At 61.8% G+C, this 13,627-nt stretch carries 10 protein-coding genes; 6 read left to right on the top strand and 4 right to left on the bottom strand.

All coding sequences use genetic code 11. The features are described 5' to 3' along the window. Window positions 1-5: 5 nt before the first annotated feature. From B0G82_RS23885 to B0G82_RS23875, 3 genes are read left to right on the top strand one after another with little or no spacing between them, the layout of a single operon-like run. The gene (locus B0G82_RS23885; protein ID WP_116146022.1) at window positions 6-1,310 is read left to right on the top strand and encodes a methyltransferase domain-containing protein; all 1,305 of its coding nucleotides are present in this window, start codon (window positions 6-8) and stop codon (window positions 1,308-1,310) included. A gap of 8 nt (window positions 1,311-1,318) precedes the next feature. After that, window positions 1,319-2,338 carry a glycosyltransferase family 4 protein gene (locus B0G82_RS23880; protein ID WP_241974814.1) on the top strand — a complete coding sequence of 340 codons (1,020 nt, stop codon included), beginning with the start codon at window positions 1,319-1,321 and terminating at the stop codon, window positions 2,336-2,338. A gap of 10 nt (window positions 2,339-2,348) precedes the next feature. Further along, a complete protein-coding gene (locus B0G82_RS23875) occupies window positions 2,349-4,778 on the top strand; it encodes a glycosyltransferase family 4 protein (protein WP_121309261.1) in 2,430 nt (809 codons plus the stop codon). Window positions 4,779-4,837: 59 nt separating this feature from the next. Here B0G82_RS23875 and B0G82_RS23870 read toward each other — a convergent pair whose 3' ends face one another. From B0G82_RS23870 to B0G82_RS23855, 4 genes are all read right to left on the bottom strand, one after another. Further along, window positions 4,838-5,065, bottom strand: coding sequence for a hypothetical protein (locus B0G82_RS23870; protein WP_116146017.1), 228 nt, complete (start codon window positions 5,063-5,065; stop codon window positions 4,838-4,840). A 69-nt stretch (window positions 5,066-5,134) separates the two neighbouring features. Further along, on the bottom strand, window positions 5,135-6,379 hold the full coding sequence (locus B0G82_RS23865) for a tetratricopeptide repeat protein (RefSeq protein ID WP_241974813.1): 1,245 nt from the start codon (window positions 6,377-6,379) through the stop codon (window positions 5,135-5,137). Between the two features lie 58 nt (window positions 6,380-6,437). Next, on the bottom strand, window positions 6,438-8,303 hold the full coding sequence (locus B0G82_RS23860; protein WP_121309259.1) for an adenylate/guanylate cyclase domain-containing protein: 1,866 nt from the start codon (window positions 8,301-8,303) through the stop codon (window positions 6,438-6,440). Next, window positions 8,291-9,652 carry a FecR family protein gene (locus B0G82_RS23855; RefSeq protein WP_241974812.1) on the bottom strand — a complete coding sequence of 454 codons (1,362 nt, stop codon included), beginning with the start codon at window positions 9,650-9,652 and terminating at the stop codon, window positions 8,291-8,293. Before B0G82_RS23855 ends, B0G82_RS23860 begins: the two co-directional genes overlap by 13 nt. A 156-nt stretch (window positions 9,653-9,808) precedes the next feature. Between B0G82_RS23855 and B0G82_RS23850 the strand changes: the two genes are divergently transcribed. From B0G82_RS23850 to B0G82_RS23840, 3 genes are read left to right on the top strand one after another with little or no spacing between them, the layout of a single operon-like run. Next, window positions 9,809-10,666 carry a Crp/Fnr family transcriptional regulator gene (locus tag B0G82_RS23850; protein ID WP_241974810.1) on the top strand — a complete coding sequence of 286 codons (858 nt, stop codon included), beginning with the start codon at window positions 9,809-9,811 and terminating at the stop codon, window positions 10,664-10,666. Then, window positions 10,666-11,886 (top strand): glycosyltransferase, encoded by a 1,221-nt coding sequence (locus B0G82_RS23845; RefSeq protein ID WP_121309258.1) that lies wholly within the window; start codon window positions 10,666-10,668, stop codon window positions 11,884-11,886. Before B0G82_RS23850 ends, B0G82_RS23845 begins: the two co-directional genes overlap by 1 nt. Next, complete coding sequence (locus B0G82_RS23840) at window positions 11,886-13,451, top strand: mannose-1-phosphate guanylyltransferase/mannose-6-phosphate isomerase (RefSeq protein ID WP_121309257.1); 1,566 nt, start codon at window positions 11,886-11,888, stop codon at window positions 13,449-13,451. The genes B0G82_RS23845 and B0G82_RS23840 overlap by 1 nt, the downstream gene beginning before the upstream one ends. Window positions 13,452-13,627 lie beyond the last annotated feature (176 nt).

Genomic DNA, 13,627 nt, shown 5'->3' with positions numbered 1-13,627 from the left:
GAACTATGACCAACGCGGTACTCCAAGATCTGATTGCGCGTGTCAAGGCCGAGGCGGCCGCGCATGCCTCCCCTGATGACACGGGCAATACGCTCGCCCCGGATCGTCCGGTCTCCGCCTTCGAGCCGGTGCCAGGTGCCGCCGACCTTGCAGGGCGGAATGCCATTGAACACCTGCTCGTTACTGACAACGAGGAGTTCGTGGACGGTGCATACCGGCTCCTGCTGGCGCGTGAAGCTGATGCAACGGGTCGCGCCACTTATATGGAGCAGATTGCGCGCGGAGTTAGCCGGCTCGTCGTGCTGGCCAAGCTGCGCATGTCTGCGGAGGGGCGTCGTGTTGCAGTGCCGGTGTCGAGGTTAAGCGCCCTTATTGCTGCCGCGGCGGCAGACCAGTTGCTGCGACGCGTGGGCCTGGGAGGGCTGGCCCGGCGTGCAGGGCGAACTGCCGATGGCCTCTATGCACGCTATGTGCTGCGGCGCTCGCTGCCCGCATGGCGGGCCCGCTTTGAAAACACCGTTGGGGTCGTGCTGCGACAAGGCCGGCAGATCGAACAGTTATCGCAGCGCTTCGTCGAGTTGCGCGAGGACCTCGTTCCGACGCCCGCAGTGTCGCCGGAAACCATCGACGCCTATTACCTTGCGTTCGAGGATGCCAATCGTGGCACCCGCGAAAGTGTGCTTGCAAAGCTTGCCATCTATAAAGACTGGCTTGCGACGTGCGTGCCGCGAGCAGATGGCCTGACCCACGAGATCGTGGATGTGGGCTGTGGTCGCGGTGAATGGCTGGTTTATGTCAGGCAAAACGGCCGCGACGCGATTGGCATTGATGTCAACCGCGTAATGGTCGATGCCTGCCTCGCACAGGGACTGAACGTGCGGTGCACGGACTCACTTACCTTCCTGCGTAGCCTGCCCACAGGCTCGGTCGCCGCCGTTACCGGCTTTCATATCATCGAGCATCTGCCGTTTGACTATCTGTTCGCGCTCGTGCAGGAGAGCTATCGTGTGCTGGTGGAGGGCGGCTCGGTCCTGTTCGAGACACCCAATCCGGAGAACGTACTGGTAGGCAGCCACACCTTCTATCACGACTTCACGCACCGCAATCCGATCACGCCAAGCGCGATCTCGTTCCTGCTCAAGTATCACCGCTTCGAGGAAATTGACATCATTCGCAGCAGCCCTTACCCGGAAGAGGCGAAGGTGCCGGGCAACGATCCCCTTACCGAGCGCGTCAACGGGCATTTGTGCGGTCCGCAGGACTTCGCGGTACTGGGACGCAAGAGAGCGGCAGATGGGGGCGAAGCGTGAAGATTCTCGTGACGGCCAACCTTGTGCCGTTCATGCACGGGGGCGCTTCCTACCATATCGCGGGTGTGGTGCGAGCGTTACAGCGGGCTGGGCACGATGTCGAGCTGTTACGCCTGCCGTTTCGGTTCTCGCCCGAACAGGATATTGTGCGCGCCATGGAACACGCTGCGTCACTTGATTTCGTGCGCCCCAACGGCGTGACGATCGATCAGGTCATCAGTTTGCAGTTCCCCGGCTATGGAGTCGTTCATCCCGATCACCGGATTTGGGTGATGCACCAGCACCGCGCTGTCTACGAACTGTACGACGCAGCGAAGGCCTCTGCGGAACTTACCCGGCTGCGCGCACAGGTGACCGCGTTCGACAATGCAGCACTCTCACGTGCAAATCGCGTGTTCGCCAATTCCCGGCGCGTCGCTGCACGGCTGTCCGATTTCAACCGGATTACCGCGACGCCGCTCTATCATCCGCCGGCGCACGCCGAGTCATTCCGGCGCGAAGCCGCTTTGCCCTACGTGTTCTTTCCCAGTCGTCTGGAAACGCTCAAGCGTCAGTCGCTACTGATCGAAGCGGCGACGCGCATGCGCTCGTCGCTGAAGATCGTGCTTGCTGGCGACGGCGGCCAGCGCGATGCGCTTCGCGCGCTGATCGAGCGGCATGGTGTCGGCGATCGCGTAGCGCTGATCGGCCATGTGACCGAAGCGGAGAAGCGCGCCTTTTACTCGCGCGCGCTGGCCGTTGCGTTTCCCGCTTTCGACGAAGACTACGGATACATCACGCTGGAAGCGATGCTGTCCTCAAAGCCTGTCATCACGTGCACCGACTCGGGCGGGCCGCTCGAGTTCGTTCGCCACGGTGAAACAGGCTGGGTGGAACAACCAGACGCCGACGCACTGGCCAGACGCCTGGACTGGCTCGCGGAGCATCCACGCGAAGCCGCCGAAGCGGGGCTTCGTGGCCGCGAAGCTTACCAGGCAGCGGATATTTCTTGGCATCACGTGGTCGACGCGCTTACCCAACCTCTTTAACCGGTTTTACATGAGAATTGCCATTGTTGCACCGAGCCCGGTGCCGTTTGTGATCGGCGGCGCCGAGAACCTGTGGTGGGGGCTGCTCGAGGCGTTCAACGCGCGTCCGGGGATCCAGGCGGACCTGCTCAAGGTGCCGAGCCCCGAGCGCAACATGGGCGAGCTGCTGGCCAGCTATCGCCACTTTTCGCAGCTCGACCTCGATCATTTCGATCTGGTCATCAGCACCAAGTATCCGGCATGGGCAATCCGGCACCGTAATCACGTCGTGTATCTTCAGCATACGCTGCGCGGACTCTACGACTGTTACCCGCCGGGCATGCCCACGCACTTCGATGAGGGCGACCTGCTCGCGCTCGGCATTCCGGCGCGGATCGTGAGCGCGCTCGCGAACTACCGCGCAGCCGATCTCGAATTCAAGGATCTCCTCGATGCACTCGACGCCGCCTGGCAGCGCTCGCCGCAGGCACCGTGCTGGGCCTTTCCCGGGCCCGTGACACGCGCCGTTATCCGTCTGCTCGACGCAGTTGCGATGCGGCCGGACAAGATCGTGCACTACGCCGCGATTTCCAGGGTTGTCGCGGCGCGTGAGGGCTATTTCCCGCCCGGTATAAAGGTGGCGGTTCATCACCATCCCACGGGTCTCAAAGGTCTTGAATCCGGACCGCAGGAGACTCTTTTCAGCGCAAGCCGTCTCGACCCGGCCAAGCGGATCGATCTCCTCATCAACGCGTATAGGCAGAGCGGAGTCGACGTGCCATTCCGCATAGCTGGCAGCGGCCCCGATGAAGCGCGGCTGCGTGAGGTGGCGGCGGGACACAGCGGCATACACTTTCTCGGCCGCGTTCCTGATACCGTGCTGGCGCAGGAGTACGCGCGGGCCGTTTGCGTGCCGTTCGTGCCACGCGACGAAGACTACGGCCTGATCACGCTGGAAGCAATGCTGTCGGCAAAACCGGTTCTGACTACGACGGATTCCGGCGGTCCGCTCGAACTGATCGAGCATAAGCGTTCGGGACTGGTCGTCGAGCCAGAGGTGGCCGCGCTGGCGGGCGCAATGCGACGCATCTGCACTGATTTGCCCAAGGCCCGCGATATGGGTCTGGTGGGCCATGCGCGTGCGGCCCGCCTCGACTGGGGTAGCCTGTGCGACGCGTTGCTCGCGGCCGGGCGGCAAACCACAACAGCATCCGATGCCTTTAATGCAGCGGGTGCCGTGAGGCTGGCTGCACCCAGCGTCGTGACCCGCCAGGCAAAGCCCGTTCTCGGCGTCATGAATACCTTTCCCATCGCGCCGGTAATCAGTGGTGGGAAACTCCGCCTGCAGGGGCTTTATTCGCGTGTTGCCGACCAGTTCCAGGTGCAGTTCGTCAACCTGGCACCCTCACATCTTCACGGCGTGCGCAAGCTTGCCCCTGATTTCAGCGAGGAACTGGTGCCAAAGTCCCGGGCGTTCGCCGAGGCCGAGCAGCAGCTGGAGCACACGCTGGGTGCTTCGGTTGAAGATCTGGCAGCGGCACTGCATCCGGACACCGCGCCTCAGTGGCTCGACGCCATTGATGCACTGGTACGGCGTGCGGATTTGATTGTGTGCTCGCATCCCTATACCGTGCCGGCGTTGCGTAAAGTTTCGTCGCGGGCTTTCGTATATGAGGCGCACAACGTCGAGGCCGATCTCAAGGCAGATATTTACGGCCCGCACCGATGGGCGATTGACCAGGTGTCGGCGCTCGAACGCCGCGCCGTGCGGGAGGCGTCTCTCGTCACCGCCTGCTCGGTCCAGGACCGCGAACGCATGGCTGAACTATACGGCGTGGCAGACGACGCAAAGCTGATTGTCGTGCCCAACGGGATCGATGTTGCCGCGACGCCTTTGCGTGCGGCCGCACATATACAGGACCGCCGCGCGGCGCTGCGCGTGGCGCACCCCCTCGCACTCTTCATGGGCAGCGCTCACGGGCCGAATATCGATGCCGCCCGCCTCGTCGTGGAGGCTGCCGCGCAGCTGCCTTCGGTCCATTTTCTGCTGCTGGGTTCCATCTGCCACGTCATGGGAGCATGGGAACGACCCGCGAACGTTGGCCTTCTGGGTGTCGTGAGCGATGTGGAGAAGGCCACCTGGCTTGCGATTTGCGACCTGGGTTTGAACCCGGTCATTTCAGGATCCGGGACCAATCTGAAGCTATTCGAATATGCGGCAGTCGGGCTGCCCGTAGTAAGTACGGTGTTTGGTGCTCGCGGGTTGGGTTACCGTGCGGGACAGGATTACGTGTTGGCGGAACCGCACGCTTTCGCACAAGGCATCAATGCGATGCTGGAGCTGACGCAGACAGAACGCGATCGCATGGTGCACAACGCGCGACGGCGCGTTGAAACGCACGGCGACTGGGCGGCGATTGCCGCCACCTACTCGCAGGCGCTCACGCAGCTTCTCGGGTAAGCACTAAGAACGGGGCCGGTCGGGACGGCCGTCACCCGTTCGGCTTAGAGCACTGCTTCTTACAGCAGATAATGGCTGAGCGGCAGCAGCGCGTCCGGCTGGCCGATTACCGTGAGTTCCACCGTAGGTGCGGGAACTGCGGACTGCGCCGGCGCTGCGTGCGTGACCTCGTGCAGCAGGCTGTCGACCGAGTCGTACGAGTGATGCAGCAAACCTTGCCATTCCAGGCAGACCGACCGGTCTTCGGCGGCTGCTGGCGTTTGCGAAACACTGATCGAGTTTTTCATGGAAAGGATGTAACGGCGGAAGTGATGATAGGGTTGCCGCTATTCTAGCGATTCACGCAGCGATTGTCCTCAGTACTTCCAGGAAAGACCTAGCGAGCCGCTGTACACGGTATACGCGAACAGTGAGATGGAACTGGAAACACGCTGAGCGGACATCAGCGCATAAAGGGACCAGCCGGCCGTCACGGGGAACGTGTAACGTAGCGCCGCTACGCGGATTGTCTGCTGCTGGTTGAGACTACCGAAGAACACGGGGTCGTAGGCGGTGGCGTCGTTCAATGTCCGTTGCTGCAGGATGGCTTCGAACTGACCATGGCGGTCCATGTCGTAGTCCAGTGAAAGCCATGCTGAATAACCGCGTTGCATGCCACCCGGGCGACCGTTACGTGGCCAGTCCCACGCAGGACCGAAAAAGAACTGCATCGATGTACGCTTGCCCACGTGTGCCTGGAAGGCGGCACGCACGGCGAAGTACATGGCGTCGTAGAGCGAATTGCCAGGATAGGCGGAGTCCACGACCGTCAGGTCGAGTCCGCCACGCATGAGCAAAGGCTGCCATGTGGCCGGCGGCAGCCAGAAGCCTCCGTGCCATGCCAGATCACGCTGATAGATATGCGTGCCGAGCCACAGCACGTTCGTCGTGATCTGGTTATCCAGCTCACCATGCATGAAGCTCGTTCTGTCGGTTACGCCAATGGTCACCGCGCGCTGGTCGAAGTTGTGCAGACTGCGGTATTGGCGGTCGGAAATTCCGCCTATCAGTTCGAGGCCGGGCACAGCTGCAATCGGGTACTCGCCCTGAATGGCCGATTCGATGTACTCGTCATGGCGCGGCAGGTTTTCGGGTGCCAGGGTCAGGGAGTTTAGTGGAGCGCCAGGTGCGAAGATCACGATCGGATCGGAAGGGCCGAAGTTCGCATTCGACGTCACGCCGGCCCCCACGCTCACAGCGAGCTGCGGCCGCGATTCGACCGATATGCAGGTGTTCGCCCTGTAGTAAAGGATGAGTTTCCCGATCGCGGGCGGCAGCTCATAGTGTGCTTCGAGGCGGGCGAGCGTCCGGAGGGACTGGTCTCGTTCCCCCAACTCACAGTACAGAATGGCGATATCGAGTAGGGCGCCTGCCTGGCGGGGATCGCGCTGTGCGAGTTCGGTAAGTAACGCGAGTGCGCGCTTTCGGTCGCCCTCGCCGATCGCAGCCTGCGCCTGGGCCTGCAGGTCGTCGTTGATGATCTGCTCAAAAGCATTCTGCGGCGTTTGTGCTACCGCATACATCGGAAGGATCAACAGGGCAGTCAGGTGAATGGCGCTCAATGCCAGCCTGCAGATTGCGCTCCTTACGCGGCCCGACAGCAGTGCAGCACAACGCTGCCTAACAAACTGCATGAGGCTTCCCTTCGTTCAGCGTATAGAGTTGCTCAGCCGCATCGCGCCCGCGCAGTGTTGCCTGAACACATGCCCGCAGACCATGACGTGTGGCCTGCCGTGCCGTTTCCTGCCCGATCAGCAAACTGGTTTCCAGAGTCCGGGCGTACTCCTGAAGTCGCGACGCTACGTTGACCGTATCGCCGATCGCGGTATAGGACTTGCGAAATGTCGAGCCGATTTCGCCGACCACAGCGGACCCGCTATTCACCCCTATGCGTACGCGGATCGTCCTGCCTTCCAGAATGGGCAGTGCGCTGCGGTTGAGCACGTCCAGTCCGCGCAGCATCGCCAGTGCGCAATCGAGTGCACGATCGGCATGGTCCGGTTGAGCAAGGGGCGCGCCCCAGAACGCCATTAACGCGTCGCCCATGTATTTGTCCAGCGTGCCTTGCGACTTGAGTACACAATCCGTCAGCGTGCTGAGGATGACATCGGTCATCGCCGCCAGCTCTTCAGGCGGCATTTGCTCGGCCAAGCGCGTGAACCCTTCAATGTCGACAAAGAGGACTGAGATCTGCCGGCGCTCCGGCTTGAACGTGGCGAGCCCTCGCTGCCGGATAATTTCACGCAGCACTGTCGGCGGCAGGTAATGACTGAAGCGACGTTCAAACGAACGTATTGCCGCCTGCGAAAAGATCCATTCGATGGGCGCCTGAACAAACATGAATGCTGTGGCCGGAACCAGCGGCAGTGCCGCGAGGCTTGCAGGCACGCAGCGCGTCGAAACGAGCAGCACAAGCCATAGCGATGTCACCGCGACCAGGGCAACCAGCGCGATGCTCGCGCGTTGCGTGCGGAACATGACGGAAAATGCAATGATCGAGCAGGCGGTCCACACCATCGGAAGCCATGAAAATGACAGCGTGGTCCCTTTGCCAGATTCGAGATCCAGCATTTCGCCGAGCAGTTCCGCGTGCACGACGACCGCAGGCAACCAGGGATCGATGGGGGACGCGACGTGGTCTGTCAGTCCCAGCGCCGACGAGCCGACCAGCACGTAACGATTTGCGAGCAGCGCGGAGGGCGCCGTCTCGGCGAGCACATCGTAAGCGGATACCACGTCGAATGACTGGACTGAATGTCTGTACTGCACGTGCATCAATCCGTCCGAGTCAACGGGCAGGCTGTGGATTGGCAATGCTGGCGACCGGCCGTCGGCACGGCAATGCATCAGTTGCCACGCAAGCATGGGATAGGCCGCATTCGCATATTCGATGAGCGGGGCGATGGACCGCACAACGCCGTCCAGACTGGCGTGCGGCGTAACGTGTCCCACACACAGGTCGGCGGTGTCGAAGAAGTTGCCTACATAGCCTGCGGCCGCGGGCGCGTGCGGCGTGCCCGTGCCCGCGGCGAGCGCGCCCCCCAGGTGACCCGCATGAGGCACATTCGCGCTGCTGGACAGTGCGAATGCCTGGGCAAATACGAGCGGAAACCGGCGCGCGACGGCAAGTAGCGCGTGATCGCCCTCGGGCGATCCGGCCTCAGGGAACATCACGTCGAGGCCAACGGCTCTCGCGTGATACTGCGCGAACAGATTCTCTGCCAGCCGTGCGATGACAGCACGCGGCCATGGCCACGGGCCGATGACTTCCAGCGAGTGCTCGTCGATGTCGACTAGCGCGATGCGCGAATCCGGTCGGGCGCTCAGCAATTGCACCTGCTGCCAGTCGTCGATCGCGTATCCGAGCCGGCGGTAAGGCTGAGGCAACCAGATGTCGCACGCCAGCAGGCACGCGGTCAATGAAACCAGTCCGAATATTGTGAGGCGGATGCGGTCGAGCGTAACCAAGCCTGCTATCGGGACCACTGGGTGGCTCCAACCGCCGTATTTTTACCGTCAAGAGACTGCAGGAACAGATAGCCGGCCTGCGTCGCATTCTTGCCGGCGAGTCCGCCCAGAACGGTGGCCTGCGAGCCATAGTTACTGTGCAGCTTGCCGTCGGGGCCGACGCCACCTTGTGCCGACACGGCGTAGTTCGTGCCGTTCGCACTGAGGCTAAGGCTCGTCTGAAAGGTACTGGCGCCGAAGTTGACTGACAGGAACGGCTTGCTGATCTGCGCCTGCGTAGCTGTCCCGGTTGCAGTGTTCATCACGTAGGCGCTAGAAGCCTGGAGTTCAAATGTAAAGGTGCCGAACGTGGGCATCACCATGTCCGTCTGCGGGGTACGTGTCATGGCGAACGGGGTGAGCAGTCCCAACTGGTCGCTGCCTTGCTGGAGCAGCGCAGCCAATGTCGTATCGCTCGGTGCCGCCGCGAGCGGCGCAAAGCGCCCCCAGAAGATTTGTTGTGATTCGGGCGGCTGTGCCGGGGGCAGGCCAGGGGGCGCGAGCGGGGGTGCCGGTGTGGTTGCCGGTCCCGATGGGGCGGCAGGCACTGTCAGCGGGAAACTCAGTTCTGCCGGCGCAACACCGGGGTTGACCGGCTGCATGATTGCCGCCCGTGCGCTGTTTTCCTCGTTCTTCAGTGCTGCGGCCGCCTGCTCAGGGATCAAGCTCGGGAGTGCCGAGTCGACCACAACCGGGTGGGCGTTGCCACGGTAAACCTGCAACACCGCGTTGGGCTGGCCGGCGAACAGTTGTGCCGCAGTCGGCCCTTCGCACGGACCGGTGCCCGTAGCCGCGCAACCGGCACCCAGCGGGGTCATCACGATGCCACCGCTGCGCACGTCGGCGCGTGTCACGTTGGCGTCGGTAAACACCGTGAAATCGGTGCCTCGAACGCCCAGTGCAGCAACGGGCGTATTCATGCGGTAGTGGTCGCGGGCTGCCTGGGCGCCGGTGCCGGATATTTCCCTCACCACGCCCTTATGCAGCGACAGTTTGATCACTGTCTTTTGGGGTTCTGCAGGATCGTATTCGTACCGCTCGAACGTTAGCGACGAATCGGGCCGCACACTGATGAAGCCGTGATCGACCGTTGTTATGTACACGTAGCCGTCGACTCCGGTCTCGACCGTATCACCCTGTGCGATGGCGGCGCCGCGGGAAAGAGGCACACAGTCTGCCTGAGCGTGCTGCGCACACGCCTTGCCAATCACGACAACTGCGTTGCCGAGCGTCACAGGCTGTGCATTGGCAGCCCCGTACAAGAAGAAAGTCGCGCCCACAACGAATCGTAGTGCGGCGACTGGCCCCATCGTCATGCATTTTTGCATCTACTTTTTTTCCCCGAAAGCGGCGAGGCAATGTGGTCCATTGTTGCCGCAATGATCAGACATTTTTTGGCTGGATGATGTGACGGTCGTCACAGATATCCGTGCAAAGTGCGCCTATCTTCTCTGCGTGTCACAGCCGGGGAAAGATTTCGAGAGATGTCGACAGAACATGTAACTACTAACACGGGCCCGCCGAAGGCTATCGATCTACTGAAACAGCAGAAACTGCTACGTAACGTGGCAGATGAAGTCATTGAAGAGACGAGCCGCCATATCCGCTATCGCCGCTTCAGCAAAAGGGAGTTCGTTGTCCATAAGGGCGATGCGGGTTCGTCCCTGCTGATGCTGATGTCTGGCCGCCTGCAGGTCATCGCGCTGTCGGAAGACGGCAGGGAGGTCGGGCTGAACTTTGTTGAGCCAGGCGACTACTTTGGCGAACTGTCCATTATCGACGGCGGTCCCCGGTCCGCATCAATCATCGCGACGGCCGAATCGGTCGTGGGGTTTCTGCCAAAAGCCGAAGCCCAAGCACTTTTTTTTCGGAATCCTGCAGTTGTCGAGGCGTTATTGCAACGGTTGTGCCGCACCATCCGCCAGGCCTCTAATTACCGGTCGATGCTAGGCCTCACCCGTGCGTATTCGAGGGTGTATTCGGTGCTGGAATCGTCGATGCGAAAGAGCGCCGGGGACCTGCTGACGATCGAGAACCTGCCAAATCAGCAGGCCATAGCGATCATGGCCAACGTGAGCCGGGAAACGGTGTCGCGAGCCATCCGCACGCTTATCGACGGACAGGTCATCGAGCGTGACTATCGGCGCCTGATCGTCCGCAATGCGGCCTTGCTCACGAAGCTTGCAAGAGGGGAGGCTGAACTGCAACTGCGTGCCAAAGCGATAAGCGAATGCACCGGCGCCGAGCAGCCGCCTCTGCACGGAAACGCGGCTGCTGTTGTAGACAGCAGCAACCGCCTCGAAAAATTCCGGCGTCCGACAGGCACCTCAAAGGCAGACTGATGCGCGTTTTACACTTTTACAGGACCTATCTGCCGGACACGATTGGCGGGGCAGAGCAGTCGATCTACCATTTGTGCCGCGCTGGCGCGGACTTGGGAATCAGGAACACCGTGTTGACCTTGACAACCCAGCGGGGAGGGGAGCGCTTTCTCAGCATGCCAGGTCATGAAGTCGAGCGCGTCAGGAGCCGCTTCAAGGTCGCGTCGGTCGAATTGTCGTGGCGCGCGGTGCGGCGCTTTCGTGAGCTGAGCGAAGAGGCGGATATCCTGCATCTGCATTTTCCCTGGCCGATGGCAGATATCGCGTATCTCGCTGCGCACGCGCGCAAACCGACGGTGGTTACCTATCACGCGGACATTCGGCGGCAACCGCGGCTGCTTGCCATGTATCGGCCGCTCATGCATCGCTTCCTCGGTGGCGTTGATCGCATTGTAGCGACGTCACCGCAATACGCGGCGACCAGTGAGGTGCTGAAGCTCTTTCCGAAAAAAGTCGAAGTGGTGCCACTGGGTCTCACCTCGGCCTACTACCCCGTGCCCGATGATGCGCTGATGCGTAGCTGGAGCGAGCGCATCGGCGGCCCGTTCTTCCTGTTTGTCGGCGTCTTCCGCTACTACAAGGGACTGCCAGTCCTGATTGAAGCGATCCGGCAAACCGGTTATCCGCTCGTGCTGGTAGGCGACGGTCCTCTTACAGATGAAATCCGTGCGCTGGTAGCCCAGTGCGGCGCAAGCAATGTTCATTTCGCTGGCCGCGTGTCTGAAGTCGACAAGGTAGCCCTCATCCGGCTCAGTCGTGCGTTAGTCATGCCCTCACCCGATCGCGCGGAAGCATTTGGCATCTCGCTGCTCGAAGCCGCGATGATGGGCAAGCCGATGATCACGTGCGAGATCGGCACGGGCACCAGCTTCGTGAACGCCGACGGAGAAACCGGACTGGTAGTCGCTCCGGATAATCCCGGTGAATTGGCGCAAGCGATGCACGAACTGTGGGAAGACTCGCTGCTGTGCGAACGCATGGGTCGGCGCGCGGCACTGCGCTTTGAAAACCTCTTTACCGCCCATCGCACCGCGGCTGCATACTGCGCGATTTATCAGAAAGTGATTGACGAACGCAATTCAGGCAGGCGCACAGTGATGCCCATGAAGCCGCCGCACAACGGGCCACTTGCGGAAGCCCCTTTGTCTGCAAATCCCCGTGCGGTATTGGAGAAGCAATAATGGATATGACGCTCCCACGTTTCGGCGAGTCACAACAGCGGTCAGTGGAAGATGGTCCCGCTGCAGCGCCCCGCCCCACGCCGCAGATCCTCCCGGTAGTCCTGGCAGGTGGTTCCGGCACGCGGCTATGGCCGCTCTCCCGTGAGGGACACCCGAAGCAGATGATCGGGGTGCTGGGCGACGTTTCACTACTGGCTCAGTCAGTAACGCGGCTCGATTGTCTGGCAACCGATGCAGGCCACCGGGGACTGCTGATCTGCGCTGAGGAACATCGCTTTCTTGCTGCCGACGAGTTGAAGGCGAGTTCGCGAGACTGGCAGATGATAGTCGAACCGGCTAGTCGCAACACCGCGCCCGCGCTCACGCTCGCCGCGCTTGCGGCCCGCTGTGGCGGTGACGATCCGGTGCTGGTCGTGACGCCTGCCGATCATGCGATTGCAGACGTGCCCGCGTTCGAACAGGCTGTCCGTGCAGCCGCGCGAATTGCCCAGACTGGCCAGATCGTGACGCTAGGCGTCGTGCCAGACCGTGCGGAATGCGGCTACGGTTATATTGAATTGGGCGATCCCATCAGCACCGAACCGGCAAGCGGCGCGCGCGCCCTTCAGCGCTTCGTCGAAAAACCCGATCAGGATGTGGCGGTCGCGTTTGTGGAAGGTAAGCGGCACTGGTGGAACAGCGGCATTTTCGTGATGCGCGCATCGGTGTGGTTGCGCGCAATCGACGCGTTGCGGCCCGACATTGCACAAGCGTGCGCCGCCGCATTCCAGCGCGAGGACGGCGATCTGAAGGCAATGCGGATAGGGCGGGATGAATTTGCGACCTGTCCGTCGGAGTCCATCGACTATGCGGTCATGGAGCGCCTCGAGGAAATCGGTCTCACCGCCGCGGTCGTGCCGCTGAACGCGGGCTGGTCAGATGTGGGGTCCTGGGATGCGGTGTGGAGCGCCTTGCCTCAGGACGAAGCCGGCAATGTCGCGCGGGGTGATGTAGTGCTCACAGACTCTTTCGGCACCTATGTCCACTCGGAAGGTCGGCTCGTGGCCTGCATCGGTGCCAGGGACCTGATTGTCGTGGAAACGGCGGATGCGGTGCTCGTTGCGGACAGGCATCATGCCCAGGACGTCAAGGCGGTCGTCCGGCAGCTTAACGATCGCGGCAGCAGTGAAGCGAAGCATCACCGCAAGGTTCACCGGCCATGGGGCCATTACGAATCGATCGAACATGGTCCGCGCTTCCAGGTCAAGCGTATTGTGGTCAGGCCGGGCGCAGCCCTCTCCCTGCAGCTTCACCATCACCGTGCCGAGCATTGGATCGTGGTCAGCGGTACTGCGCGCGTGACTCGTGGTGAAGAGACATTCCTGCTCGCGGAAAATGAATCGACCTATGTACCGTTGGGCGTCAAACACCGGCTGGAAAACGTCGGACGGGTTCCACTCGAGATGATCGAGGTTCAGTGTGGCAGCTACCTCGGCGAGGACGACATCGTTCGTTTCGACGATCAGTACGGTCGCGATGTAAGTGCGGCGAATACGTCGGAAACTCGCGCATCCACAGCCGCTTGATCCATTTTTTGGGGCCGCGTTGCCGGCGAGCCGACAGTCTCGTTGCGCGCGCGAAACGGAGCATGAAGTAGCCGGTCTGGAGCGCCATAGTCTCGTAGCGGATGCGTCCTTTTGCGCGGCAGTCCTTCCAGCGGAAGGTCACGCCGTACTCACCGAACGTGACCGGGCGACTCACC

It is taken from the genome of Paraburkholderia sp. BL17N1 (assembly GCF_003634175.1).
GTDB lineage: Bacteria > Pseudomonadota > Gammaproteobacteria > Burkholderiales > Burkholderiaceae > Paraburkholderia.
Note: the sequence above shows the minus strand (reverse complement) of the source record. Positions and strands in the feature narration are given on the sequence as shown.

What these genes read in the sequence shown, in the direction of transcription:
- B0G82_RS23870 (WP_116146017.1), bottom strand. Translation starts at nt 5,065, where the DNA reads ATGAAAAACTCGATCAGTGTTTCGCAAACGCCAGCAGCCGCCGAAGAC.
- B0G82_RS23855 (WP_241974812.1), bottom strand. Translation starts at nt 9,652, where the DNA reads ATGCAAAAATGCATGACGATGGGGCCAGTCGCCGCACTACGATTCGTT.
- B0G82_RS23885 (WP_116146022.1), top strand. Translation starts at nt 6, where the DNA reads ATGACCAACGCGGTACTCCAAGATCTGATTGCGCGTGTCAAGGCCGAG.
- B0G82_RS23875 (WP_121309261.1), top strand. Translation starts at nt 2,349, where the DNA reads ATGAGAATTGCCATTGTTGCACCGAGCCCGGTGCCGTTTGTGATCGGC.
- B0G82_RS23845 (WP_121309258.1), top strand. Translation starts at nt 10,666, where the DNA reads ATGCGCGTTTTACACTTTTACAGGACCTATCTGCCGGACACGATTGGC.
- B0G82_RS23840 (WP_121309257.1), top strand. Translation starts at nt 11,886, where the DNA reads ATGGATATGACGCTCCCACGTTTCGGCGAGTCACAACAGCGGTCAGTG.
- B0G82_RS23850 (WP_241974810.1), top strand. Translation starts at nt 9,809, where the DNA reads ATGTCGACAGAACATGTAACTACTAACACGGGCCCGCCGAAGGCTATC.